Source organism: Streptomyces sp. Q2 (genome assembly GCF_056820935.1).
The window spans coordinates 1-24,112 of record NZ_JBXEJE010000008.1; the positions used below are offsets into that span (position 1 = coordinate 1).

The 24,112-nt window shown below is 72.0% G+C and carries 22 protein-coding genes and 2 pseudogenes; 7 read left to right on the forward strand and 17 right to left on the reverse strand.

The window, feature by feature from the left end; all coding sequences use genetic code 11:
- Positions 1-727: pseudogene (locus ACWBNA_RS10425) on the reverse strand (LuxR family transcriptional regulator); the annotation flags it as partial.
- Between the two features lie 124 nt (positions 728-851).
- On the reverse strand, positions 852-1,796 hold the full coding sequence (bdeA, locus tag ACWBNA_RS10430; RefSeq protein WP_482703989.1) for a bis(hydroxyethyl) terephthalate hydrolase: 945 nt from the start codon (positions 1,794-1,796) through the stop codon (positions 852-854).
- Positions 1,797-2,074: 278 nt separating this feature from the next.
- On the opposite strand from bdeA, the gene ACWBNA_RS10435 reads away from it, so the two are divergent.
- The gene (locus ACWBNA_RS10435; protein WP_482703990.1) at positions 2,075-2,956 is read left to right on the forward strand and encodes a Gfo/Idh/MocA family protein; all 882 of its coding nucleotides are present in this window, start codon (positions 2,075-2,077) and stop codon (positions 2,954-2,956) included.
- Positions 2,957-2,978: 22 nt separating this feature from the next.
- Here the strand turns inward: ACWBNA_RS10435 and ACWBNA_RS10440 are convergent, their stop codons facing one another.
- Both ACWBNA_RS10440 and ACWBNA_RS10445 read right to left on the reverse strand, forming a co-directional pair.
- Complete coding sequence (locus tag ACWBNA_RS10440) at positions 2,979-3,311, reverse strand: hypothetical protein (protein ID WP_482703991.1); 333 nt, start codon at positions 3,309-3,311, stop codon at positions 2,979-2,981.
- 108 nt (positions 3,312-3,419) lie between these two features.
- Positions 3,420-4,316 carry a GNAT family N-acetyltransferase gene (locus tag ACWBNA_RS10445; RefSeq protein WP_482703992.1) on the reverse strand — a complete coding sequence of 299 codons (897 nt, stop codon included), beginning with the start codon at positions 4,314-4,316 and terminating at the stop codon, positions 3,420-3,422.
- A gap of 355 nt (positions 4,317-4,671) precedes the next feature.
- Between ACWBNA_RS10445 and ACWBNA_RS10450 the strand changes: the two genes are divergently transcribed.
- On the forward strand, positions 4,672-5,781 hold the full coding sequence (locus ACWBNA_RS10450) for a PP2C family protein-serine/threonine phosphatase (protein WP_482703993.1): 1,110 nt from the start codon (positions 4,672-4,674) through the stop codon (positions 5,779-5,781).
- 44 nt (positions 5,782-5,825) lie between these two features.
- On the opposite strand, the gene ACWBNA_RS10455 is transcribed toward ACWBNA_RS10450, so the two are convergent.
- The gene (locus ACWBNA_RS10455) at positions 5,826-8,060 is read right to left on the reverse strand and encodes an MMPL family transporter (protein ID WP_482703994.1); all 2,235 of its coding nucleotides are present in this window, start codon (positions 8,058-8,060) and stop codon (positions 5,826-5,828) included.
- A 219-nt stretch (positions 8,061-8,279) separates the two neighbouring features.
- On the opposite strand from ACWBNA_RS10455, the gene ACWBNA_RS10460 reads away from it, so the two are divergent.
- Together ACWBNA_RS10460 and sthA are read left to right on the forward strand one after the other, a co-directional pair.
- Positions 8,280-8,486 carry a hypothetical protein gene (locus tag ACWBNA_RS10460; protein ID WP_482703995.1) on the forward strand — a complete coding sequence of 69 codons (207 nt, stop codon included), beginning with the start codon at positions 8,280-8,282 and terminating at the stop codon, positions 8,484-8,486.
- 95 nt (positions 8,487-8,581) lie between these two features.
- Positions 8,582-9,985 carry a Si-specific NAD(P)(+) transhydrogenase gene (gene sthA / locus ACWBNA_RS10465; protein ID WP_482703996.1) on the forward strand — a complete coding sequence of 468 codons (1,404 nt, stop codon included), beginning with the start codon at positions 8,582-8,584 and terminating at the stop codon, positions 9,983-9,985.
- A gap of 9 nt (positions 9,986-9,994) precedes the next feature.
- Here sthA and ACWBNA_RS10470 read toward each other — a convergent pair whose 3' ends face one another.
- Positions 9,995-10,531, reverse strand: coding sequence for a DUF5709 domain-containing protein (locus tag ACWBNA_RS10470; protein WP_482703997.1), 537 nt, complete (start codon positions 10,529-10,531; stop codon positions 9,995-9,997).
- Between the two features lie 353 nt (positions 10,532-10,884).
- Between ACWBNA_RS10470 and ACWBNA_RS10475 the strand changes: the two genes are divergently transcribed.
- Both ACWBNA_RS10475 and ACWBNA_RS10480 read left to right on the forward strand, forming a co-directional pair.
- Entirely contained in the window at positions 10,885-12,357 is a 1,473-nt protein-coding gene (locus ACWBNA_RS10475) for an APC family permease (protein ID WP_482703998.1), read from the forward strand.
- Between the two features lie 11 nt (positions 12,358-12,368).
- Positions 12,369-13,328, forward strand: coding sequence for a hypothetical protein (locus tag ACWBNA_RS10480; protein ID WP_482703999.1), 960 nt, complete (start codon positions 12,369-12,371; stop codon positions 13,326-13,328).
- 75 nt (positions 13,329-13,403) lie between these two features.
- Here ACWBNA_RS10480 and ACWBNA_RS10485 read toward each other — a convergent pair whose 3' ends face one another.
- The 8 genes from ACWBNA_RS10485 to ACWBNA_RS10520 all read right to left on the reverse strand — a co-directional run bounded on the left by ACWBNA_RS10485 (position 13,404) and on the right by ACWBNA_RS10520 (position 22,319).
- Entirely contained in the window at positions 13,404-13,694 is a 291-nt protein-coding gene (locus tag ACWBNA_RS10485; protein ID WP_482704000.1) for a DUF6355 family natural product biosynthesis protein, read from the reverse strand.
- Positions 13,695-13,858: 164 nt separating this feature from the next.
- Positions 13,859-15,022, reverse strand: coding sequence for a Nickel transporter NicT (gene nicT, locus ACWBNA_RS10490; protein ID WP_482704001.1), 1,164 nt, complete (start codon positions 15,020-15,022; stop codon positions 13,859-13,861).
- 142 nt (positions 15,023-15,164) lie between these two features.
- Complete coding sequence (gene prcB / locus ACWBNA_RS10495) at positions 15,165-16,019, reverse strand: proteasome subunit beta (protein WP_482704002.1); 855 nt, start codon at positions 16,017-16,019, stop codon at positions 15,165-15,167.
- Positions 16,020-16,095: 76 nt separating this feature from the next.
- Entirely contained in the window at positions 16,096-17,037 is a 942-nt protein-coding gene (locus tag ACWBNA_RS10500) for a lysylphosphatidylglycerol synthase domain-containing protein (protein WP_482704003.1), read from the reverse strand.
- The gene (locus ACWBNA_RS10505; protein ID WP_482704004.1) at positions 17,034-18,530 is read right to left on the reverse strand and encodes a hypothetical protein; all 1,497 of its coding nucleotides are present in this window, start codon (positions 18,528-18,530) and stop codon (positions 17,034-17,036) included. Before ACWBNA_RS10505 ends, ACWBNA_RS10500 begins: the two co-directional genes overlap by 4 nt.
- A gap of 207 nt (positions 18,531-18,737) precedes the next feature.
- Positions 18,738-21,092 carry a glycoside hydrolase family 65 protein gene (locus ACWBNA_RS10510; RefSeq protein ID WP_482704005.1) on the reverse strand — a complete coding sequence of 785 codons (2,355 nt, stop codon included), beginning with the start codon at positions 21,090-21,092 and terminating at the stop codon, positions 18,738-18,740.
- Complete coding sequence (locus ACWBNA_RS10515) at positions 21,089-21,826, reverse strand: beta-phosphoglucomutase family hydrolase (protein ID WP_482704006.1); 738 nt, start codon at positions 21,824-21,826, stop codon at positions 21,089-21,091. The genes ACWBNA_RS10510 and ACWBNA_RS10515 overlap by 4 nt, the downstream gene beginning before the upstream one ends.
- 97 nt (positions 21,827-21,923) lie before the next feature.
- Positions 21,924-22,319, reverse strand: coding sequence for a YybH family protein (locus tag ACWBNA_RS10520; protein ID WP_482704007.1), 396 nt, complete (start codon positions 22,317-22,319; stop codon positions 21,924-21,926).
- Between the two features lie 84 nt (positions 22,320-22,403).
- Between ACWBNA_RS10520 and ACWBNA_RS10525 the strand changes: the two genes are divergently transcribed.
- Positions 22,404-23,174 carry a nucleoside/nucleotide kinase family protein gene (locus ACWBNA_RS10525; protein ID WP_482704008.1) on the forward strand — a complete coding sequence of 257 codons (771 nt, stop codon included), beginning with the start codon at positions 22,404-22,406 and terminating at the stop codon, positions 23,172-23,174.
- Here ACWBNA_RS10525 and ACWBNA_RS10530 read toward each other — a convergent pair.
- The 3 genes and pseudogenes from ACWBNA_RS10530 to ACWBNA_RS10540 all read right to left on the reverse strand — a co-directional run.
- Positions 23,143-23,487 (reverse strand): DUF3140 domain-containing protein, encoded by a 345-nt coding sequence (locus tag ACWBNA_RS10530; protein WP_482704009.1) that lies wholly within the window; start codon positions 23,485-23,487, stop codon positions 23,143-23,145. The two genes, ACWBNA_RS10525 and ACWBNA_RS10530, sit on opposite strands and share 32 nt — an antisense overlap.
- Positions 23,487-23,711, reverse strand: coding sequence for a hypervirulence associated TUDOR domain-containing protein (locus ACWBNA_RS10535; protein ID WP_482704010.1), 225 nt, complete (start codon positions 23,709-23,711; stop codon positions 23,487-23,489). Before ACWBNA_RS10535 ends, ACWBNA_RS10530 begins: the two co-directional genes overlap by 1 nt.
- A 92-nt stretch (positions 23,712-23,803) precedes the next feature.
- Positions 23,804-24,092: pseudogene (locus tag ACWBNA_RS10540) on the reverse strand (hypothetical protein); the annotation flags it as partial.
- Positions 24,093-24,112 lie beyond the last annotated feature (20 nt).

The following is a 24,112-nucleotide window of genomic DNA, read 5'->3' on the forward strand; positions in this document are numbered from 1 at the left end:
GGGCCTGCGCGTGCCGGCCCGCGCGCAGCTCGGCGTACGCCAGGTACTCCAGTGCCCGCGGTACGAGCGTCGCGGCCCCCCGGTTCCGGGCCGCCGCCAGGGCTCGCGCGCCGGCTCGGCGGGCCGCGCCCACGTCCCCGAGCAGGAGGGCCGCGGCCGCCGACCGCAGCAGGCCTTCCGGTTTCTCACCGGTGCGGGCGTACTCCACCACACGGCGCAGCGGTACGGCCGCCCGGTCGAAGCGCGCCTCCAGTACGGCGCACATCCCGAGCGCGTGATCGCGCACCGGGTCGTACCCGCCGCGTCCCCGGCCCGTTCCGACGCTCGCCGACGGGAGGATCCGGGTGGCGTCGCCACGGTCGCCGTCGGCGGCCTCGCACGCGAGCGCCCTGAGGCAGGCCGCCCGGTCGCCCGCCGCCCACGCCGCGTCCGCGGCGGCGAGAGCGGCACGGGCGGACTGTCCGGGAGCGTCGGGACCGAGCAGGGCCGCGGCGAGCATCAGGGACGCGTGGGCGTCACCCACGGGGCCGTCGCGCAGCTCCGCCAGCCCCCGTACCAGTTCGGCGCGGCCGCGCACCCCGGCCGGTGCCGCGCCGCCGCCCGTCGCGGCGAGCAGCCGGAGCGCCCGGTGCGGGCGTCCGGCGAGCAGCGCCTGCTCGGCCGCTGCCGTGTACCTCTCCGCCCGGTTCGGTCCGTCCGTCGTCGGCACGGTCCTGGGTCCGGTCATTCCCGCGACGCTACTGACCCGTAACGAGAGGCGGAAGCCGCACGTCCGAACGGGTGGACGGCCTGTGCCGGTGCACGGACTCCCGCCGGGGAGGCAGGGCACCGGCACAACGCCGTCGGCGCCGTCAGGAGGTGTGCGGGCAGTTGCCGCGGTACTCCTCGATCGTCAGGCTCGGCCGCGGCAGCGGACACAGGAACTGCTCGTAGCGGGTGTCGTTGTCGATGAACCGCTTGAGCCAGGAAACGCTGTACTTGGCGATCGTCGTGTTCGAGGTGTTCGGCGAGAAGTGGGTGGCGTTGTTCAGCTCCAGGTAGGCGCGGTCGAGGGAGGAGGGCAGGCTGCTGTAGAAGGGCTCGGCGTGGCTCGCGACCGGTGCCACCGAGTCGCCGTCGGCGCCGACGATCAGGGTGGGTGTGCTGATCTCGGGCCAGGACTTGTCGGCGTTCCACGGTGTCAGCGGGATCGCCGCCTGGAGGGAGGGCCGGGACTTCGCGGCCTCGAGGCTGCCGCCGCCGCCCATCGAGTGCCCCATGACGCCGAGCCGGCTGCGGTCGACGCGGGTGCGCACCGAGCTGCGTTCGGTGAGGTGGTCCAGGGCTGCGAGCAGCTGCCGGCCCCGGGAGTCCGGCTGGTCCAGGGTGGTGAGGGTGTCGATGGTGAAGACGACGAAGCCCTGGGACGCCAGGCGCGGTCCCAGCCAGGCGATGGAGGACTGGGTGCCGGTGTAGCCGGGCGAGACGACCACGGCTCCGAAGGTGCCGTCACCGGTGCTCGTGGGGTAGTGGATCGTGCCGCCGCCGAACCCGGTGACGGCGGCGCGGGAGACGGTCGTCTCGGAGACGGCGTAGGGACCGCGCAGCGCCTCGATGGAGGAGTTGGTGGGTGCCGGGCCGCGTTCGTACGGGTTGTCCGCCGCCTGGACGCCGGGGGCGGCGAGGGTGCCGAGCCCCACGGTCGCGGCGATCGCCGCCAGGGCACCGGTGAACCGGGGAGCCCTGGGGCGGCCGGCGCCGTGCGGTGACGGGTGGGATGCCCCGGGAAGTGCGGTGTTCTGCGGGTGCTGGTGCACGACGAGTCGTCCTCTTCTGTGGGGGCGGGCCGCCCGGCCGGGGGCCGGCACACGCGGGTGTGCCGGGCCGGCGGGCGCCGCGGAGGGCTGGTCGTGTCACTGTCGGCGGGCACCCCTGGCGCGGGGACCGGCGATGTCACCGGTCTCGTGACGCCGCCCCGTCCCCCCGTCGGCAGCCCCAGGGGGCTTGCGCGTGCGCCCGGCCGGTGTGACAGGCTCACCCTCGGCGTCGGCTGTGCCGGTCGTCACCAGGTCGTACGGCGTGGAGAGGCGGCGGCATGCGCATCGGACTGCTCGGTACCGGACCCTGGGCCCGGATGGCCCACGCCCCGGCCCTGAGCGCACACGACGGACTGGACTTCGTCGGGGTGTGGGGCCGTCGCACGGACGCGGCCAAGGAACTGGCCGACCTGCACGGCACGCGTGTCTACGACGACGTGGACGTGCTGTTCGCCGACGTGGACGCCGTGGCCGTGGCCCTGCCGCCGGCCGTGCAGGCGGGGCTCGCGGTGCGGGCCGCGCGGGCGGGGTGTCATCTGCTGCTGGACAAGCCCATCGCCGCGACCGTGGAGGAGGGGCGGGCGGTGGTCGAGGCCGTCGAGGCGGCCGGCGTCGCCTCCGTCGTCTTCTTCACCACGCGCTTCCAGTCCCAGACCGAGACGTGGATCGCCGAACAGGTGGAAGCGCGGGGCTGGTTCACCGGGCGGGCCGAATGGCTGGGCTCGGTGTTCACCAGCGACAGCCCCTTCGCCGACTCGCCGTGGCGGCGTGAGAAGGGCGCCCTGTGGGACGTGGGCCCGCATGCGCTGTCCGTGCTGCTGCCGGTGCTCGGCGACGTCCGGCGGGTGGCGGCGGCCGCGCACGGCCCGGGCGACACCGTGCACGTGGTCCTCGACCACGCGGACGGCGCCTCGAGCACGCTGACACTGAGCCTCACGGCCCCGACAGCCGCGGCGGGAGTCGTCCTGGAGCTGAGGGGCGAGTTTGGGGTGACGCTGCTTCCGGAGAGCTCCGAGGGGGTCCTCACCGCCTTCTCCCGCGCTGCGGACGCCCTCCTCGACGCCGCCCGCACCGGCCGCCCGCACCCGTGCGACGCCCGGTTCGGGCTGCGGGTCACCGAGATCCTCGCGGCGGCCGAAGGCGTGCTGGACGGCGGCTGACCCACGGCCGGCGGGTGCCCGCTCACTCCTCGTCGCCGAACGGCTCCTCGCTCCACCGGAACCAGGCCCGGTCGTTCTCGATGTGCAGCAGGAACTCGGGCACGGGGCCGTCCGGCGAGGACAGCGACACACGGCGCCGGATCTCGTCGTAGGCCGCCTCCCACTCCTTCCAGTGCTCCTCGTCGTCCCGCTCCGCCAGGGCGAGTTCGCGGGCGAACAGCTCCTGGACCATGCCGTACGCCGGGCCGGCCGTGAACCGCCCCGCGAGCCAGGGGAAGTCGATGTCGTCGATCAGGATCTCCCCGACCGCCTCCTCGCCGCTGCGCACCCGCCAGACCTCGCCGTCGAACCCCACCGCGCCCGCCTCCGTCGTCCGCCGCCGATCCACCCGGCGATCAGCATGCCACCCGGCACTGACAGACGGCCCGAACCGCCTGCCGGTGCCGGGAGGGCCTGCCTCACGTCAGCCGGTGCGCGGCGCCTGGAAGTTGATGCGTTCCCGTACGACGGGGAAGCCCGCCTTGGTGAAGTTGGCGGCCATCGGGAAGTTGCCCTGATCGGTGGCGGCCGAGACGAACTCCGCCCCCTGCTCGACCAGGAAGTGGGTGCACTCCGCCAGGAGGTCGTACGCGTAGCCCTGTCCCCGCTGCTGCGGCAGGACTCCTATGAAGCCGACGCAGGGGCCCGACGGGTTGTGCGCCGGGATGTGGATGCCGACCGGGTCTCCCTGCGGGGTGTGGGCCACCTGCCACCATTGTCGCGGCGACGGGCACCAGTGGAAGAAGTCCAGTTCCTCCTGGGCCGCCTGGTCCACTCCGCCCTCCTCGATGGCCCGAAGGGCGTGGGCGTCCAGGGTGACCGAGTGGATGCGGCGCAGGGCGTCGAGGAACACCTCGTCGTCCGGTTCCGGGCGGAAGACCAGTCGGCCGGGCCGTTCGGGCAGGCCGCACTCCGGTGTCCAGCGGTACAGGAAGCGTTCCACCAGGAGCTCGTATCCGGCCTTGCGGGCGGCGGTGAAGCGGGTCTCGGCGGCGGCGTGCAGGGCGGGGTCCTCGCGCCAGCCTCCGGGCAGGTTCAGTTCGAGTTCGACCTGCCAGGGCGCGGTGCGCAGGAGTTCGGCGCCGGCCTCCTCCTCACCTTCGGCCACGTCGAACCAGTTGATGTTGAGGGGTTCGGCGTCGTCGGGGCCGCCCCACCAGGCACCGCGCGCCACGACAGTGCCGTCGCGCAGGGCGACCCGCTTCCAGTCGGGGCGATGCCGGGTGTTCCGGTGTCCCTCACGGGCGCCGAGCGGGTCGGGCAGGGCGTCGAAGAGATGGGTGTCGCGCTCGTCGAGCGCGCGGATGACCGAGTGGGTCATGGGTGTGTCCTCCGAGAAGCATGCTGCGTGGAGCGCTCCCGGTCAGACGAAGCACGCCGGGGCAACGGAAGGGGAGCGCTGGGTGGTTGTCGTGATCTGCACGGCACTCGCCTCCTTCCGTCGGTCTCAGGGCGTGGCGCCTCACGCTACACCGCTGAAGCGGTCCTGGGGGCCGAATTGACTGCACGCGACCACCGAGGACGGCAGGGCGTACGGCTTCGCCTTCGACGACGGCCGGCTTCGCCTCCTACATCCAGGACCCGGCGATCGCGGGGACACGGCCGACGCTCACGCCGTTCGGATACCGCCACGCTCCCGGCATGCGGTACGGGGGCCGACGTAGCAGCGTAGGGGTGTGAGCACTCTGCGCGGCCGATGGCCGCGCCCCGAACGGGACCGGCGTGGCTGGCTGCGGGGCGCCCCGCCGCCGGGCTGGGTGCGGGTGCTGCCGGCCGCGCTGCTGGCGAGCGTGTGCACGGCGACCCTCCTCAGCTCCGAACCGCTCGACATCGGGTTCGTGCTGGGCGCCATCCCGCCCCTGGCGGTCCTGTCCTACGGTCCGGCGGCGACCGCGGTGCTCGGCGGTCTGGTGGTGGCGGTGCTGTTCGTGCCGGCCTTCCACCTGAACGATCCCGGCAGCACCGACCTGCTCACGGTGTCCTTCGTGGCGGCGCTGAGCGTGTTCGTGTCGTTCGTGCGCAGCCGCCGAGACGCCCAGCTGGTCACCGAGCGGGCGGTGGCGCAGGCCGCGCAGCACGCCGTGATGCCGCCGCTGCCGCCGCACGTGGGGGCCGTGCGGTGTGCGGGCCTGTACCGGGCGGCGCAGCGCGGGACGCTGGTCGGGGGCGATTTCTTCGACGTGCGGGAGGGGCCTTTCGGGGTCCGGGCGGTCATGGGCGACGTGCAGGGACACGGGCTGTCGGCCGTCGCGACGGTCGCCGCGCTGCTGGGGGCGTTCCGGGAGGCGGTGCTCGACCAGCCGGACCCGGAGGCGGTGGCCGCCCGGCTGGACCGCAGGCTGGAGCTGGACTCGGCGGGCGAACGGCACTCCGAGCTGTTCGCGACGGCCGTGTTCCTCGAGTTCGCCGCGGACGGGCGGGCGGTGCGGATCGTGGCGTGCGGGCATCCCGCTCCCGTACTGCTGCGGGACGGGCAGGTCGTCCAGCTGGACGTGCCGGTGGGCAGCCCGCTCGGGCTCGGTCTGGCCGACGCCGTGCCGCCGGCCGGCCGGACGGTGCCGCTGCGATCCGGCGACCGGCTCTTCCTGGCCTCCGACGGGGTCACCGAGGCCAGGGACGCGGCCGGCGTGTTCTATCCCCTGGCCGAGCGGCTCACGGGCTTCCCCGACGACGACCCGGCCGCCCTGGCGGTGCGCGTGTGGACGGACCTCGTCGGCTACAGCAGGACCCTCAACGACGACGTCACGATGCTCGTCCTGGCACCTGGACGGCTGAAGCGTCCCTGAGATCTCAGGGACGCTCGCGCTCCGCCTCGCTGTCGATCGAGGTCTCAGGCCCGCTCGCGCTCCCCCTCGGTGTCGATGTGCGGGAGGATCCGGTCGAGCGGGCGGGGTGTCCACCAGGCGTGCCGTCCCAGCAGGGTCATCACCGCGGGGACCATGAGCAGCCGTACGACGGTGGCGTCGATGAGGACGCTCACCGCCAGGCCCAGTCCCAGCATCTTCACCACGATGTTGTCGCTGACGATGAAGGCCGCGAAGACGCTCACCATGATCAGTGCGGCGCAGGAGATGACCCGCGCGGTGATCTCCAGGGCGTGGGCGACCGAGGCCTTGGCGTCTCCGGTGCGCAGCCAGGCCTCGTGGACGCGGGAGAGCAGGAAGATCTCGTAGTCCATGCTCAGCCCGAAGATGATCGCGAACATCATCATCGGCACGTAGCTCTCGATGGGCACCTTGCCGGAGACGCCGAGCGCGGGCCCGCCCCAGCCCCACTGGAAGACGGCGACGACGACGCCGTAGGAGGCGGTGATCGAGAGCACGTTGAGGACGGCCGCCTTGAGTGCCACGAGCAGCCCGCGGAAGACGATGAGGATGATCAGGAAGGACAGGGCCACGACGACGCCGATGATGAGGGGCAGCCTGCTCGCGACGATGTCCCGGAAGTCGACCTGGGCGGCGGTCGTCCCGGTGACGTAGCCCTTGGCGTCCGTGCCGGAGACCGCGTCGGGGAGGGTGTCGTCGACGAGGCGGTTGGTGAGGTCGGTGGTGTCGGCGCTCTGCGGGGATTTCTGCGAGTAGACCGTGGCGATGAGGACGTCGCCGTCCTGGGTGGGTGTCAGCGTGGTGACCGTGGAGGCGCCGGCGACGGCGTTGAGGGTCTTCTGCGCCGTGGAAGTGAGGGTGTCGCGCTGTGACGACGGTACGGAGGTCTGGTCGATGACGACGGTGAGGGGGCCGTTGGAGCCGGGCCCGAAGGCGTCGGTCATCAGGTCGTAGGCCCGCCGGTCGGTGAAGGACGTGGGGTCGGCGCCGTCGCCGATGTGGCCGAGCTGGATGGACAGGACCGGGATGGCGAGGATGACGACGGTCGTGACGCCCGCGGCCAGGAAGCGCCACGGCCGCCGGGCCACCCGCTGGGCGTAGCGGTGCCAGGTGCCCTCGGACACGGCGCCCGCGGCGGCGTCGGTCTCGGCGACGGGGTGCTTCACCCGGTAGCGGTCGATGCGGGTGCCGATGAGGCCCAGCAGCGCCGGAACCAGGGTCAGCGCGCCCAGCACGGCCGAGACGACCGTCACGGCGGCGGCCACTCCGAGTTTGCTGATGAAGGACACCCCGGACGCGGACAACCCGGCGAGGGCGACGATCACCGTGCAGCCGGAGACCAGGACGGCGCGTCCGCTGGTGGCGGCGGCCTGCCCGGCGGATCCGACGGGGTCCTTGCCGTCCATGAGGTTCTGCCGGTGACGGGTGATCAGGAACAGGGCGTAGTCGATGCCGACGCCGAGCCCGATCATCGTGGCCAGGGTCGGCGAGACGGTGGCGAAGGTGAAGGCCGCGGCGAGCAGGCCGAGACAGGCCAGCCCGCCGATGACGCTGATCAGCGCGGTCAGCAGGGGCAGTCCGGCGGCCAGGACGCTGCCGAAGCCGACCAGCAGGACGACGATCGCCACCGCGAAGCCGATCAGTTCGCTCACCCGGTCGTCGGCGGCCGGCCGGGCCAGTTCGCCGAGCGGTCCGCCGTACTCGACCTCGGCGCCGGCGGCGCGGAGCGGCTGGACGGCGTTGTCGACGCCGTCCAGGTAGGCGTCGCCGAGGGTGGAGGGCTGCACGTCGAACCGGACCGTGATGTACGCCGTCTTTCCGTCTGACGTGATCGGGCCGACCTTCGACGCCTGGCCGGACAGCGGATTCTGGACGGCCAGGACGTGCGGCAGCTTCTGCAGGTCGCCGACGGTCGTCGACATCTGCGAACTCAGCGAGGTCAGCGCTTTCTGCCCGTCGTGCAGGACGATCTGGCTGCTGTAGCCGCCCGCTGCCGGGTCGTGCTTCTCCAGGACGTCGAGACCCTGCTGGGACTGCACGCCGGGGAGGGAGAAGTTGTCGGAGTAGGTGCCGCCGTGTGAGTGGTTCAGGGCCTGCAGCGCTCCCAGGGCCACGAGCCAGGCCACGATGACGATCACGAAGTGCCGTGCGCACCACTGCCCCAGTCGCCGCAGTACCCCCGGAGCGGCGGTTTCCTCTCCCTCGTCCTGGGCCCGGGCGGCTGTAGGTGTACGTGACATGGACCTCGTCTTCCGGTCGGCCGAGTCGTGCGATACCGCCATTAGACGCCGGGGTGATCGCGCGGGCATCCCGAGCCGGAGGGGGGTCTCTTCGCAGCGTTCGTGACTGTTTCTCCGTCCGCTCGGGATGCAGGGTCGGCTTGGGCGTTGAATGGTGATAGCGGGCCCGGTGAGGGAAACCGGGACCGAGGAACTGTCCGGATCCGAGGAGCAGACATCATGCCGACGTCATCACCCGACGCGCCCGGGCCGTCCGAGGACCGTGCCACACCGGACGCCCTGCTCCACACCCGCACCGGCACGGACGTGTCACCCGAGGACGTGGTACTCGCCTCGGGCAAGGACCTGACCCCTCGCAATCTGGCATGGGCGAAGCGGAAGCTGGAGGCGGAGGGCCCGGCCGCGCTGGACAAGTTGCTGCCGTAGCCGGGAGTTCACCGACGCCTCCGTGGTCCCCCGGCGGCAGCACAGTTGACCGTTCGCTCTATCGAAGCGGGCACCGGGACTGCCAGACTCCTGAGGTGCCCGACTTCGACATGCTTGTCATCGGATCCGGTCCGGGCGGCCAGAAGGCCGCCATCGCCGCGGCCAAGCTGGGCCGCCGGGTGGCCGTCGTCGACCGCCCCGACATGGTCGGCGGGGTCTCCCTCCACACCGGCACCATCCCCTCCAAGACCCTGCGCGAGGCGGTGCTGTACCTCACCGGTCTCAGCCAGCGCGATCTGTACGGCCAGAGCTACCGGCTGAAGGAGGACATCACCGTCGGCGACCTGACCGCCCGCACCCAGCACGTGGTCAGCCGTGAGGTGGACGTCGTCCGCAGTCAGCTGTCCCGCAACCACATCGCCCTCTACTCCGGCACCGCCCGCTTCGTCGACGGCCACACCGTCGCCCTGCGCGAGGTCACCGGCCACGAACGGCTGGTCAGCGCCGAGCACTTCGTGATCGCCACGGGCACCCGGCCCGCACGGCCGGACAGTGTCGAGTTCGACGGCCGGACGATCATGGACTCGGACAACGTGTTCGCCCTGGAACGGGTGCCGCGTTCCATGGTCATCGTCGGTGCCGGTGTCATCGGCATGGAGTACGCGTCCATGTTCGCCGCGCTCGGCAGCAAGATCACCGTGGTCGAGAAGCGTGCCGGGATGCTCGACATGTGCGACGTCGAGGTGATCGAGTCGCTCAAGTACCACCTGCGGGACCTGGCGGTGACGTTCCGTTTCGGGGAGACGGTGGCGGCCGTCGAGCGCCACCCCCGGGGCACGCTCACCATCCTGGAGAGCGGCAAGAAGATCCCGGCCGACGCGGTGATGTACTCGGCGGGCCGGCAGGGCCTCACCGACGAACTGCACCTCGACAAGGCGGGACTGTCCGCGGACGCGCGCGGCCGGATCACGGTGGACGAGCACTACCGCACCGAGGTGCCGCACATCTACGCCGTCGGTGACGTGATCGGTTTCCCCGCGCTGGCGGCGACCTCGATGGAGCAGGGGCGGGCCGCGGCGTACCACGCGTGCGGGGAGCCCGTCGCCCGGATGCACAACCTCCAGCCGATCGGCATCTACACCATCCCCGAGATCAGCTTCGTGGGCCGCACCGAAGACCAACTCACCGAGGACCGGGTGCCGTTCGAGGTCGGCATCTCCCGCTACCGGGAACTGGCCCGCGGCCAGATCATGGGCGACTCGCACGGCATGCTGAAGCTGCTGGTGTCCGCCGAGGACCGCAGCCTGCTCGGGGTGCACTGCTTCGGCACCGGCGCCACCGAGCTCATCCACATCGGACAGTCCGTGATGGGCTGCGGCGGCACCGTCGACTACCTGGTCGACGCCGTGTTCAACTACCCCACGCTCGCCGAGTCCTACAAGGTCGCCGCCCTGGACGCCACCAACAAGCTCCGCCTGATCGACCGGATCGGGGACTGAGCGTTCCGCTCAGCTCTCCTCGTCGTCCGGAAGCACGTCCGCGAGTTCGTCCTGCGGTCCGTCGGCAAGGATCGCGTCGTCCTCGACGACATGGACGGCGGCCTCCTCCGCGCCGGCGGCTCCCGCGTCGATGCCCACGTCGGAGGCAACAGCCTCCTTGGTGGTGTCGGGGTGGGCGCCCTCGTCGGGGGCGACGAGGCGGCCGGCGCGGTCGGTGCCCGCCTCGGGGTCGATCGGCTCGCCCTCCCCTTCGGGGGCGTCGCCGATGCCGTCGCCGGGGGGCACGGCCGTGTCGGGGACCTCCTGGGCGAGGCGCTGGTCGAGGCTCTCGCCGTCGTGCTGTTCGGAGGCCGTGGTGCCGTACTTGGTGACGCCGAGCGGCTTCTCCGGCGGCGAGTAGCCCTCCGCGAGGGTCTCGTCGTACGTCCGCTCGTCGACGGCGTCCTGCAGGTCGAGCGGGGCCGCGTCCTCCTGCTCCTCGTTGGTTCCGGTGGGCTGGTACGCGTCGTCCCCCATCGGTTCGGGGTTCGTCCGCTCCGTGTCCATCGTCGCCTCCCTGGCGCGTCGCGCTCGTCTGTCTCGGGTGTCCTGATCCGCGTTTCCCGCTACGGGATCTCCAACCTCGAATGTGGGACGGGAGTGGGGCTTTCGACGGCCTCGGGAGATTACTTACCGGTCAATCTTGAAAGCTCAATGAGTGCGGCTATCATCACACGCACACACGGTGTGACCGACTGTCCACGCAGCGACCGCGCGGTATCCGCCACCCCTCCTTTTCCCTCACCGTCCCCGACCCGAGGCCATCCCTCGCTCGTCCGGGACGGGTCCACCCCCCACTCCCCTTACGCCGTCGGGGCCTTGTCCTCCCCGCGTCGTGCACGACGGAAAGCAGCGCATCCATGAGCAACTTCAGGGGCAGAGGTCTGCAGGCCAATGCCCTCGGCACGTTCGACACGGTCGTGATGGCCGTCGCCGGCAGTGCCCCGGCCTACTCGCTGGCCGCGACCACCGCCGTCCTGGTCGGCGCGGTGGGCCTGGCGAGCCCCGCGGCCCTGTTGTACTGCGCGATACCCATGCTCGGCATCGCACTGGCGTTCAGCTATCTCGGCCGGATCGACGTGAACGCGGGCGCCAGTTACTCATGGGTGGGGCGTACGCTCCATCCCTTTCTCGGCTTCATCAGCGGCTGGGCGCTGGTGATCTCGGCGACCATCTTCATGGTGGCGGGTTCGCTGCCCGCCGGGTCGATGACGCTGGCCCTCTTCGACGAGAAGCTCGCGGAGAACACCGCGCTGTCCACGGTGGTCGGCGCTGCCTGGTTCGTGGCCATGCTGCTGGTCGTCCTCGGCGGGGCCCGGCTCACCGTCCGCGCACAGCTCGTCATGTCCGGGGTGGAGCTGGCCATTCTGGCGCTGTTCGCGGTCCTCGCCGTCCTCCACACCGGCAGCGCCCGCGCCTTCGACTGGTCGTGGCTCGGCTTCGGCCACTTCGACGGCGTGTCCGGCTTCGCGTCCGGCGCGCTCATCGCCGCCTTCTACTACTGGGGCTGGGACGTCACCAGCAACCTGAGCGAGGAGACCCGCAACAGCCGCCGTACGACGGGACTCGCGGGCCTCATCGGCGTCGGCATCGTGTTCCTGCTGTTCGAGGCGTTCACCATCGCGGTGAACGTGATCCTCTCCTCCCGTCAGATCGAGGAGAACGACGCCAACGTGCTGTCCGTGCTCGGCGACGAGCTCTGGCCGGGCTGGGGCGGCAAACTGCTCGTCGTGGCGGTGATGCTGTCCACCATCGCCACGCTGGAGACCACCCTGATCCAGGTCACGCGCTCGCTGTTCGCGATGGGCCGCGACCGTACGATGCCGTCCGCGCTCGGCCGGGTCCACCCCCGGTGGAACACCCCGTGGGTCGCGATCGTGGTCGTCGGCACGGTGGCGCTGGTGATGCTGATCGCCTCCAACGCCCTGGGCACGGTCGGCGACATCCTCTCCGACGCGATCTCGGCGATCGGTCTGCAGATCGCCGTCTACTACGGGCTGGCCGGGCTCGCGGTGGTCGTCGCCTACCGCAGGATGCTGCTGAAGTCGGTGGCGAACTTCGTGTTCGGCGGGCTGTGGCCGCTGTTCGGCGCCCTGTTCATGTTCTGGGTGTTCGTCGAGTCGCTGAGCGAACTGAGCACCGCCTCCGTCGCGATCGGCATCGGCGGACTGGCCGTCGGCCTCATCCCCATGCTCTGGTACTGGCGGCAGGGCAGCGACTACTACCGGCCGGCGAGGCTCGACGCCACCCGAACCGTCGAGACGGACTACGTCCCCGACGACCGCGCGGACGCGCACACCCCTGTCCACGAGGGTCTGCCCACCGACTTCTGAGGGAGACTCCGATGGCGCGAGACCGCTTCGCTCCCGACTTCGACCCCGACTGCGGGGACACCGCACTCAGCTCGACCCGGCACGACCTCGTCATCGGCCGCTGGCAGGGAGTGCGCGAACTCCTGCACGCCACCGGACCGGACTGGCTCGCCCGGGGCCACCGGGTCCGGCTGCTCGCCCAGGCCTGTGCGAGCAGTTCGACGGCGGAGACGTGGCTCGCGGCCGAGCCGAGCGCCGCCGACGCGCTGGTGCTCTACGCGGCGACCGAGACGGCCCGGGCGTTCAACCTGGCCATCGCCGCGGGCCGGGGCGTGCCGATCGGCCGGCACCGCGTCGACAGCGCCGTCATGGCCTGTCTGCAGGCCGCCGAGGCGTATCCGGACGACCCCACGCCGTGGATCTCGCTGATCTCCGTGGCACGGCTGTACCCGGCGGGGGTGCGCCGGCAGGAACTGGCGCGCTGGTGGGACGAGCTGCACGGGCGGGACCAGTACAGCGTGGAGGGCCACCTCCAGGTCCTGCACTACTACTCGTCCCGCTGGCACGGCTCGCACGGCCTGATGTACGACTTCGCCCGCGACGCGGCCGGCGTGGCACCGCCCGGCTGCGCGCTGCCGGTGCTGGTGCAGTACGCCCGGGTCGAGGAGTACCGGCACTCCCTGGACGCGGCGCAGGGCAGCCGGGCCTCCGTAGGCCTCGGCCAGCACTGGAACAACGACGGCGCGATCACGGACGTACGGCGCACCTGGCAGCGGTGGATCATGGGCCGGACGGAGAACGAGGTGGCGCCGGGCGAGCTGCGGGACGTCAACTACCTGACGCACGCGGCCTGTTGCGCGGGCGTCCAGGACATCTCCGCGTCACTGCTGCGGATGCTCGGGCCGCGTGCCACGCGCACCCCGTGGTCGTACACCGGCGACCCGGAGAAGCAGCTCACCAAGGGACGCAAGGAGTTCAGACTGCGTGCCTGAGAGGCGATGAAGCACGGAGTGCTCCGTACCGCCCGGGCCGAGGGCGGTACGGAGCACTCCGGGTCGGACCGCTCGTCAGCAGGTACGGCCGACGTAGTAGGCACCGCTGATCTTGCTCGCCGAACCCAGCCAGGACTTGCCGGGGCCGACACACCGCTCGTAGTCGGGCGCCAAGGGGACCTCCACCTTGATGACGACCCGTGAACCGTCGGACGTGCAGTGGTTGTAGAAGGCGTCCGAGCCGGTCTCGTAGAAGCCGCACGGGTCGGCCGCCGCGGGGCTAGCGGTGGTGGTCACCGCGCCCATGGAGCTGAGCACGAGGGCGGCGGAACCGAGGGCGCCGGTCACGATACGACGAACACGCAAGGGAATCTCCCTGGTCGGTGGAGGGTGGGACTGCCGACTCAGGATGGCCGGTGTGCCCCGGCGGCTGATCATTTGAGGTGGCCTTTCACCTGGCGAATCGTTCTGTCGCTACGCCACTGAAGTGATCACGACCGGTTCTCGGCAAGCGGGAAGGCCCTGTTGCCTCACTCGGCCGCGCGCTCCGCGGCTGCCGCCAGGCCCGCCGTCCACTTCTCCTCGATGCGGGCGGCCTTCCACACCACCAGGGCGACGATCCACGTGGCGAAGAACAGGCCGACGATGACGAAGCCGAGGACGTTCAGGTCGAGGCCGGCGATCCAGTCCCAGAAGGCGCCGTGCAGGCCGAACCTCCGCGCGAGCAGGCCGAGGAGTTCGGCGGTGCCGATGAGCAGGGCGACGGCGACGGACAGGCCGGTGATGGTGAGGTTGTAGTAGACCTTGCGGACCGGTTGGGAGAAGGCCCAGTCGTAGGCGAAGTTCATGAAGGTGCCGTCGATCGTGTCGAGGAGGGACATGCCGGCGGCGAACAGGACGGGCAGACACAGGATGGCGTACCAGGGCAGGCCGGAGGCGGCGCCGGACCCGGCCAGGACGAGCAGGGCGATCTCGGTGGCGGTGTCGAAGCCGAGGCCGAAGAGCAGGCCGAGCGGGTACATCTGCCAGGGGCTGGTGATGGACTTCATGACCCGGCCGAGGAGGCGGTTCATGAAGCCGCGGTTGTTCAGCTGGTCCTCCAGGGCGGCCTCGTCGTAGTGACCCGAGCGCATCTGCCGGAACACCTTCCAGATCCCGGCGAGGATGACCAGGTTGATCGCCGCGATGAGGTAGAGGAAGGCCCCGGAGACGGTCGTACCGATCAGGTCGGTGATGTCGTGGAGCCGGGAGTTGTCATCGCGGACGGGTCCGGCGAGTGTCTTCACGCCGAGCGAGAGCAGCAGTGCCAGGGCGAAGACGACGCTGGAGTGGCCGAGCGAGAACCAGAAGCCGACCGACAGCGGTCGCTGCCCCTGGCCCATCAGCTTGCGGGTGGTGTTGTCGATCGCCGCGATGTGGTCGGCGTCGAAGGCGTGCCGCATGCCGAGCGTGTACGCCGTGACGCCGATGCCGATGCCGAAGGACCTCTCGCCGATGCCGTAGTGGTGCGGCGCGACGATCACGACCAGCGTGAACCAGCCGATCACGTGCAGCGCCACGACCACGACGGCCATCCCTCCCACCCTGACCCACTCCTGCCGCGTCATGGAGCCGAGGACGCGGTGCCGGGCCGAGCCCCTCTCGGGGGCGGTGGCGGGGAGGAGGGGCGGAGCGGAATCAGGGCCGGCCGTCATCGGGGGGAGGATCTTCCTGTCGTACCAACGGCCGCGTCGAGCAGCCTTGTGCCATCCTCCGGCAGCTGCAAGTCATGTGCAGTAAAGCCCGTGACAGGTCTTCACCACGGGTGGGGAAAGTGCCCGGTCAGGAAGTCGCGGGTCACGCCGTCACGTTCGGTCCGTCCGGCCTGCCGCGGCGTTGCTCGACCATCTCGCGGCTCAGCCGCTCCGTCTCCGGTTCGGGCAACCGCTCGAAGCCGTCCTCGGTGATGACCGAGACGACGGGGAAGATCCGGCGGTGGATGTCCGGGCCGCCGGTCGCGGAGTCGTCGTCGGCGGCGTCGTACAGCGCGTGGAGCGCTGCCAGGGCGGCCTCGCGCCGGTCCATGCCCTTGTGGAACAGCTTCTTCAACGCGCCCCGGGCGTACGGCGATCCGGACCCCTCGGCATGGAAGTCGGTCTTCTCGTACAGCCCGCCGACGACGTCGAAGCTGAAGATACGGCCCCGCTCGCCCTCGGGGGCCGAGGGGTCGTAGCCGGTCAGGAGCGGTACGACGGCGAGACCCTGCATGGCCTGGCCGAGGTTCTGCCGGATCATGCCGGCCAGGCGGCGCGCCTTCGCGTTGAGGGTCATCGCCGTGCCCTCGATCTTCTCGAAGTGCGTCAGCTCGACCTGGTACAGCTTCACCATGTCCACCGCGAGTCCGACGGTGCCGGCGAAGGCGACCGCCGAGTAGTCGTCCGCGGGGTGCACCTTCTCCAGGTCGCGCTGGGCGATGAGGTTGCCCATGGTGGCTCTGCGGTCGCCCGCGATCAGCACACCGTCCCGGTAGGTGAGGGCGAGCACGGTGGTGCCGTGCGGGACCTGGTCGGACGCGGCGACCACGCCGTCCGGGAGGACCCGGCGGGTGCTGAGCAACTCCGGGCGGTGCGCGGCCAAGAACTCGGTGAAGGACGACGATCCCGGAGTGAAGAACTCCTCCCCCAACCGTCCGCCGTGATCGCTTCCTGTCATGGCATGCCCCCCTCGTCCGCGGCCCGACAACCGGACTCCTACCAGAAGCGGGCGGCCGGGAAACGCCGGGGGACGGTCACAGCGCCTTGCGCCGGATCAGGATCCCGAGCACCAACAGGCCCGGCACCAACGGAAGCCACATGGTCAACAGGCGGTAGCCGAGCACCGCGGAGGCGGCCGCGGACGGGGGCGCTCCGGCCGCGGCGAGGGCGAGGCCGAGCGCGGCATCGAGGGAGCCGAGGCCGCCCGGGGTGGGCAGCAGGGCGGCGGCGCAGCTCGCGGCGAGGTAGAGCAGCGCCACCAGGGCCGGGGCCAGTGGCAGCGCGACGGCCCGGGTGACGGCGATCAGGACGAGGGCGTGCAGCAGGACGAACGCCAGCGAGCCGCCCCACAGGGCCGCCGCCCGCCGCGGCCGCGCGTGGATGGCCCGGACGTCCGCCAGCACGACGCCGAGGGCACGCCGGCATCGCGGCCGGAGCCGGACGCCCAGCAGGACCATGCCGGCGAGCGTCGCGCCGGCGAGGGCCGCCCGTCCGCCCCAGCCGGGCGGGATCCGCAGGACTCCCGGGCAGACGGTGGCGAGTACGGCGATCAGGGCGCCCCGCGCGAGGGCGCCGGCCGCGCCCTTGACCGCGACCGCGGTCGCCGAGCGGCCGGCCGGCATCCCGCAGCGCATCAGGAAGCGCAGGTTCACCGCACTCGCGCCGAGCCCGGCGGGCAGGACGTGGTTGGCGGCCGAGGCGGCGAACTGGGTGGCCACGAGCCGCCCCGGCGGCAGCCGCCCGGGCACGGCGCCCTGTTGGGCGAGCGCCGAGCAGAGCCAGGTCGCGCCCGTGGCCGTGGCGCCGACCAGCAGCCAGCCCTGGTCGGCCACGGCGAGCCGGAGGGCGCCGGTCTCCAGCACGGGCCAGTGCCGCCGGGCCAGGCAGGCGGCGGTCACCAAGACAACGAGGGCGAGGGCGGTGTGCCAGGGGGCACGTCTGCGGGTGGGCTCGACGGTGACCTGCTCGGACGTCATCCGGGCCCGTCCCGGCGGGCCGGCGTCGGCGCGATGTGCAGGTCCAGTCCCGCGGACCGGTGGGTCTCCCAGTCGCGGGCGTACGAGGGGGGCGCGGCGCGGGGCCGCGTGAGAACGGCGGTCGGCATGCGGCGGGCGGTGCGCAGGATGTCCGCCCGGGTGCTGTTGGCGTTCGGGCCGCCGGTCGCCGCCGAGGAACAGCCGGTGTAGTAGCCGACGGGGATCGCCTCGCGGCCGGTGAGCAGGCACGGCGGGCGGACGCCGAGGCGGTGCAGGTGGGCGGCGGTGCGTGCCCAGTCGCGGCGGTCGGCCGTGGTGCGGTCCACGGTGTGGTCCAGGACGGCGTACTGCACCGCCAGATGCCCGGCCAGCCCGACGCCGACCAGGGCCACCGCCACCGGCCGCCATCGCCCGGCCTTCGTGGTGACCAGGTGGAGCAGGGCGTTCGCGACCGGGATCGCGAGCAGCGCGTAGGCGGGCAGCAGGAAGCGGGGGGCTGCGTACCCGATCATGAACAGGTACGGCACGGCGGCCGTCGTGGCGCAGGCCAGCGGCAACAACGTGGGGGCGGTGCGCCGCGCCCGCGCCGCGACCACCAGTGCGAGGGCGGCGAGCAGCGGCAGGACGAACCACCAGACCATGACCGCCGGGTTCGGCATCGGTCCGGTGCACGGGCGGCACAGGGTCCGTCCGACCAGGCTGCGCAGTTGGTCGTCGACGGCGAGGTGCCACCCGAGTCCGCCCTGGATGTCGGAGGCCTCGGACAGTCGCCGGCCCAGGCCGCCGTAGTCGGTGTACGCCTCGATCACCCACTGTCCCGCACCCGCGACCAGCCCGCCCAGGAGCGCGAGCGCCGGCCGCCACCGGCGAGCCGCCGCCACCAGGACGAGCAGCGGCAGCGCGACCCACACGGCGTCGGCGGGCCGCATCCACGCCATGAGCGCGGCGCCCGCGGCGACGCCCCACAGGGCCGCCCGGTCCCGGCCGGCGCGGGCGCGCAGGAAACAGCCGACGCAGACCAGGGCACCGATGGCGACCCAGTAGTTGGGCATGGCCTGCGGGCCGTAGAAGAGCGTGATCCACAAGGAGGCGAAGAGGGCGCCGCCCAGAGCCAGGATTCGGGCCGGGAACATGCCCCGCCACACGCGCAGCGCCAGGTAGAGGCCAAGGCCCGAGAGCACGGCGAGGTAGACGCGCAGCAACTCGGTGGAGGTCGACCAGGACGCCACCGGCGCCATCAGCAGGGAGACGCCCCGGGCGCGGGGGGCACTGAAGAAGGCCGCCGGAGCCTGGGTGCCGACCTGGCTGACGTACACCGTCTCGTCCCAGCCGAGACCCATGCCCGGGCGTACGAGGAGCAGTTGGGCGAGCGTGAAGACGCCGGCCACGGCCGCGAGCAGCCACTCGCCGCGGGTGCGCCAGGACCTGCCGGGCACGGGCGCCGGTTCGCCGCGTCGCGATCCGACGAACCTCGCGTGCGTACCGTGGGCCATCGTCCACCCCTCCCCCTACACGTTGCACCAAACAGGAATCATGGACAAATTAACCCGCTTCGGACGGATGTGCAGGGTCGGGTTCGGCCAGTTGCCTGAAGCTCCGGCGGGGACGGCTTCGAGCGGCGCGGCCACCCACGCGTCGAGGTCCTGCAGGCCCGGTTCGCGGGCCTGCAGGACCTTGACTCCGACTGGACTCCCGCGTCGTCAGCGCGCGTTGGGGATGCGGTGCGGCGGCTGTTCCGGGGCCGGGCGCGGCTTCTGCGCCGGGACCGCGCGGACGACGGGACCGTCACCGTTCACGGTCAGCGGGGTGCCGTGGTGGCGGATGGTCAGGGGGTCGCCCGAGACCAGCGTGTACGTGGCCTTGTCCGGGCCGATCTCCACGCGCAGGCGACGGCCGAGGAGCTGGAGGGTGAAGGCGAGCCGGCTGAACCTGTCGGGCAGGCGCGGGGCGAAGCGGAGCGAGTCGCCGTCGCGGCGCAGGCCGCCGAATCCGGCGACCAGAGCGGTCCAGGTACCGGCCAGCGAGGCGATGTGCAGTCCGTCGCGGGTGTTCTGCTCCAGGTCGGCGAGGTCCATCAGGGCGGCCTCGGCGGTGTAGTCGTAGGCGAGAGAGAGGTGGCCGGCCTGGGCGGCGACGACCGCCTGGCAGCATGCCGAGAGCGAGGAGTCCCGAACCGTCAGGGGCTCGTAGTAGGCGAAGTTGCGGGCGATCTGCTCCTCGTCGTGGAACTCCTCGAACCAGCCGCTGCACGTGTACATCGCCAGGACCAGGTCGGCCTGCTTGACGACCTGCTTGCGGTAGAGGTCGAAGTAGGGGAAGTGCAGCAGCAGCGGGTACTGGTCGGCGCTCGTGCCGGCGAAGTCCCAGCGCTGGTAGCGGGTGAAGCCGGCGTGCTGTTCGTGGACGCCGAGATCGTCGTTGTAGGGGATGTGCACGGCCTCGGCGGCGTCCCGCCAGGCGGCGCTCTCCTCCGCGTCGACTCCGAGCCGGGCCGCCTGGTCCGGGTGACGTTCGCAGGCGTCGGCGGCTGACAGCAGGTTCGCCCTGGCCATGAGGTTGGTGTACAGGTTGTCGTCGGCGACCGCGCTGTACTCGTCGGGGCCGGTGACGCCGTCGATGTGGAAGACGCCGTGGTGGTCGTGGTGGCCGAGCGAGCGCCACAGGCGGGCGGTCTCCACCAGGAGCTCGACGCCGGTGTCCCGTTCGAAGTGGGTGTCGCCGGTGGCCGCCGTGTAGCGCACCACGGCGTCGGCTATGGCCGCGTTCACATGGAAGGCGGCCGTGCCGGCGGGCCAGTACGCGGACCCTTCCGAGCCCTCGATGGTCCGCCAGGGGAACGCGGCGCCGGCGAGGCCGAGTTGCTGGGCCCGTTCCCGGGCGGCGGGCAGGGTGTTCTGCCGCCAGCGCAGCGCCTCGGCGACGGAGTCGGGCGCGGTGTAGGTGAGCAGCGGCAGGACGAAGGCCTCGGTGTCCCAGAAGGCGTGCCCGTCGTAGCCGGACCCGGTCAGGCCCTTGGCGGGGATGGCCCGCTGTTCGGCGCGGGCGCCGGCCTGCAGGACGTGGAAGAGGGCGAAGCGAACGGCCTGCTGGATCTCCTCGTCGCCGTCCACCTCGACGTCGGCACGGGCCCAGAAGTCGTCGAGGTAGGCCCGCTGTTCGTCCAGCAGGCCCTGCCAGCCGCTGTGCGCGGCAGCCGCCAGCGCCGCCTCGACCTGGTCGCTCATGGCGGGCCGGGAGCGGGCGCCGGACCAGCCGTGGGCGACGAGCTTCTCGACCCGCAGCCGCTGCCCGGGCTCCAGGACGGAGGTGACCGTCAGCCGGGACACGTCCACGTTGCTCTCGCTGTCGGTCGTGGTCCGCTCGGGTCCGTCGATGACGTGGTCGGCGGCCACGGCGACCCGGAAGCCGCTGCGGCGGGTACGGTGCACCAGACGCAGCCGGGGACCGGAGGCGAAGTCCTCCTCGGGCTCCAGGGGCGACTTCAGGGCCTGGGCGGCGCGCGGGTCGCCGTTCGGCTCGGGCAGGCTCTCGTTGGCGACGAGTTCCGACTGGATCACCACGCGGGTCCGGCTGTCGACGGGTTCCACCTCGTAGGCCACGGCCGCGATCGCCCGCTGCGTGAGCGAGACGAGCCGAGTGGAGCGCACCCGGATGCGCGAGCCGGCCGGCGAGATCCATTCGCAGGTCCGCTCGAGGACTCCCCCGCGCAGGTCCAGGGTGCGTTCGTGGGCGACGAGCCGGCCGTAGCGCAGGTCGAAGGGCTCGTCGTCGACCAGCAGCCGCAGCACCTTGCCGTTGGTGACGTTGATGACGGTCTGACCGGACTCCGGGTAGCCGTAGCCCGCCTCGGCGTAGGGCAGCGGGTGCAGTTCGTGCACGCCGTTGAGGTAGGAGCCGGGCAGGCCGTGGGGTTCGCCCTCGTCGAGGTTGCCGCGCCAGCCGACATGGCCGTTGGACAGCGCGAACACGGACTCGCTCTGGGCGAGGACGTCAAGGTCGAGGTCCCTCTCGCGCACGGCCCAGGGTTCGACGGTGTACGCCCTTTCGGTGATCACGCCTTGCCTCCCAGCTCGGCCAGGTCCTTGACGACGACGTTCGCGCCGTGCGCGTACAGGGCGTCGGTCTGCCCGACCCGGTCGACACCGACGACGTGTCCGAAGTGGCCGGAACGGCCCGCGTCCATGCCCGCCAGGGCGTCCTCGAAGACGGCGCAGCGCGAGGGATCGACACCCAGGTCGTGGGCGGCGGCGAGGAAGGTGTCGGGGCGCGGCTTGCCCGGCAGTTTCCGCTCGGCGGCCACCACACCGTCGACGCGCACGTCGAAGTAGCCCTCGGCGTCGATGGCGCGCAGCACGTCGCGGCAGTTGGCGCTGGAGGAGACGATCGCGGTGCGCAGGCCGCGTGCGCGGACCGCTTCGAGGTAGCGCAGGGTGCCGTCGTAGGCCTCGACGCCGTCGGTGCGGATCTTCTCCAGCACCAGGTCGTTCTTGCGGTTGCCCAGGCCGTGGACCGTCGGGGCGCTCGGCGGGTCGTCCGGGCCGCCTTCGGGCAGTTCGATGCCGCGGGAGGCGAGGAAGGTGCGGACGCCGTCGGCCCGGGGGCGGCCGTCGACGTACTCGTCGTAGTCGGCGTCGCCGAACGGCCGGAACTGCTCGCCCTCGCGTTCGCGCAGGAACGCGTCGAACATCTCCTTCCACGCGGCCGCGTGCACGACGGCCGTCTTGGTGACCACACCGTCGAGGTCGAAGAGGCAGGCCAGGATGTCTTCGGGAAGACCGAGCTCCGTCATACAGACACGGTTCCCCGCCAGAGCGGGTCCAGTGAGTGGCGCACGCCACACCGGGCGCACTTCACGACGGACTCTTACGCCCCTCTTGTGCGCCGGGTCAGTCGTGCGGGAACGAGTGGTGCTCGTGGGCGACCAGCCAGCGGCCGCGTTCCTTGCGCAGACCGAAGGTCAGCCTCAGGCGCACGCCGGGGTGCTCGGCGAGTTCCTCGGGTGAGGCGCAGCGCAGCAGCGCGTGGGCGTAGGCGACGTCGGTGCCGGCCGTGACGTCAAGGGTCTCGATGTCGAAGCAGGCGCCCTGGGCCTGCCACGCGAAGAACGGCGGCCAGGTCGCCCCGTAGGCGGCCAGGCCGTGGATGCCCTCGTGGGGCGGCGTCACGTTGAACATCACGAGGTCCTCGGCGTGGCCGGCGAGGACGCCGTCGAGGTCGCCCCGGTGGACGGCTTCGGCCCAGTGGGTGATCAGTGTGCGGATCTGCGCCTGGTCGTCGGACATGGGTGGCTCCCTCCTCTCCCCCGCACCAGAGTGCCCTGCCCGCCCGAAGTCATCGACTCGACGCCGGGTGACAGACTCGGACGCGTGCCACTGACCTTCGACGACCTCCTCACCCGCGCCCGTGCCCTCACCCGCCACGGCCGCCGTGCGCTCCTCGGTATCGCCGGCAGTCCGGGCGCCGGCAAGACGACGCTCGCCGAGAACCTGGTGCGGGCGCTCAACGCCGACGGTGACCCGTGGGTGGCGCACGTCCCCATGGACGGCTTCCACCTCGCCGACGTCGAACTCGACCGGCTCGGCCGACGCCACCGCAAGGGCGCGCCCGACACCTTCGACGCGGCGGGGTACGCGGCGCTGCTGCGGCGGCTGCGCCACCAGGATCCGGACGGCGAGACCGTGTACGCGCCCGGCTTCGAACGGGTGCTGGAGCAGCCGATCGCGGGGGCGATCCCGGTGCCCCCGACCGCCCGGCTGGTCGTGACGGAGGGCAACTACCTGCTGCTGGACACGGGCGCGTGGGCACGGGTCCGGGCCGAGCTGGACGAGGTGTGGTTCTGCGAGCCCGACGAGGACGAGCGCCTGCGCCGACTGGTCGCCCGGCACGAGGAGTTCGGCAAGGGCCACGAGGAGGCGGTGGCGTGGGTGCTGGGTTCCGACGAGCGCAACGCCGAGCTGGTCGCCGCGACGCGGGAGGGGGCGGACCTGGTCGTGGGGGACGTCGTGGGACAGCCGCAGGTGCGGCGGCAGGAGGGGCGGCAGCCGGAGGGGGCGGTCCGTCGCCGTGCCGCGCCGGACCGCGAGCGGTCCGGTCTGCCGGGTGGCTCTAGGCGAGGGGGTCGTGCCCCCAGTTCATGAGGGAGTGGCGCCACGGGGTGTCGGTGACGTCGCCTGGCGGGCGCTGCTTGACGTGCCGGTGGACGTACCCGACCACTTTGCGCATGTGGGCGACGTCGTCGTCGCCGAGGTCGGCCTTCTTGGTGCGGAGCAGTTCGACGATCCGCCGCCCGGAGGCGTGCCCGACACTCTCCTCGTCCCCGCCGCCCTTGCTCTGGCCTACGCTCTTGGACTCGTCCGTCTCCAGCCACTTCTCCAGCCGGCTCGGCGTCATGTTGACGGCCTCGGCGAAGGCGTCGAGCGTGGCGTCCCGGTCGTCGCCTTTGTCGGCCATCAGGAGTCGTCGCCCTTCCTGCGCAGGGCGTCGGGCTTGTGGACCGCGGAGCGGCCCGTCTTGTCGCTCTCCACCTCGTACTGCGGCTCGTCGGCCGAGGCGTCCACGGTCCGGCCGGCCGCCTCGGTACGCTCTGTGATCTTCTTGGTGACCTTCCCGGAGACCTCCTGCCCGTGGCTCTTCCAGGTGACCTTGTCGCCTTTGCGCAGCTTCTTCCTCGTCATGCGGCCAGGTTCGAGGCCGGCACCATACTTGGCACGTACATCCGAGTGGGCGGACCGCGGCAGTACGGCCTAGTCGTCGGCCTCGCACAGGGTCAGCCCGGCTCCCCGTGGGCGTCCCCCGCCAGGTCCCCGATCACGGCGGTGAAGGCGTCCGTCCGTACCGTCAGCCCTTCCCCGCCCCGCTCGACGGATACCGTGAACGGCTCCTGGGAGCCGTAGCGCACCGCGAAGACGTGCAGGTCGTCCGGCGCGTCCGTGATCGGGCCGGCCTCCAGGGGCCGTCGAGCTGACCAGGTGGCGCCAGCCCACGTCCGGGTTGCCGTAACCGCGCGGGTCCTCGGCCAGGGCGAACGCGGCCTGCTCCTGGGTGAGTTCGGCGCGAGGTGATCCGGCGAGGACGG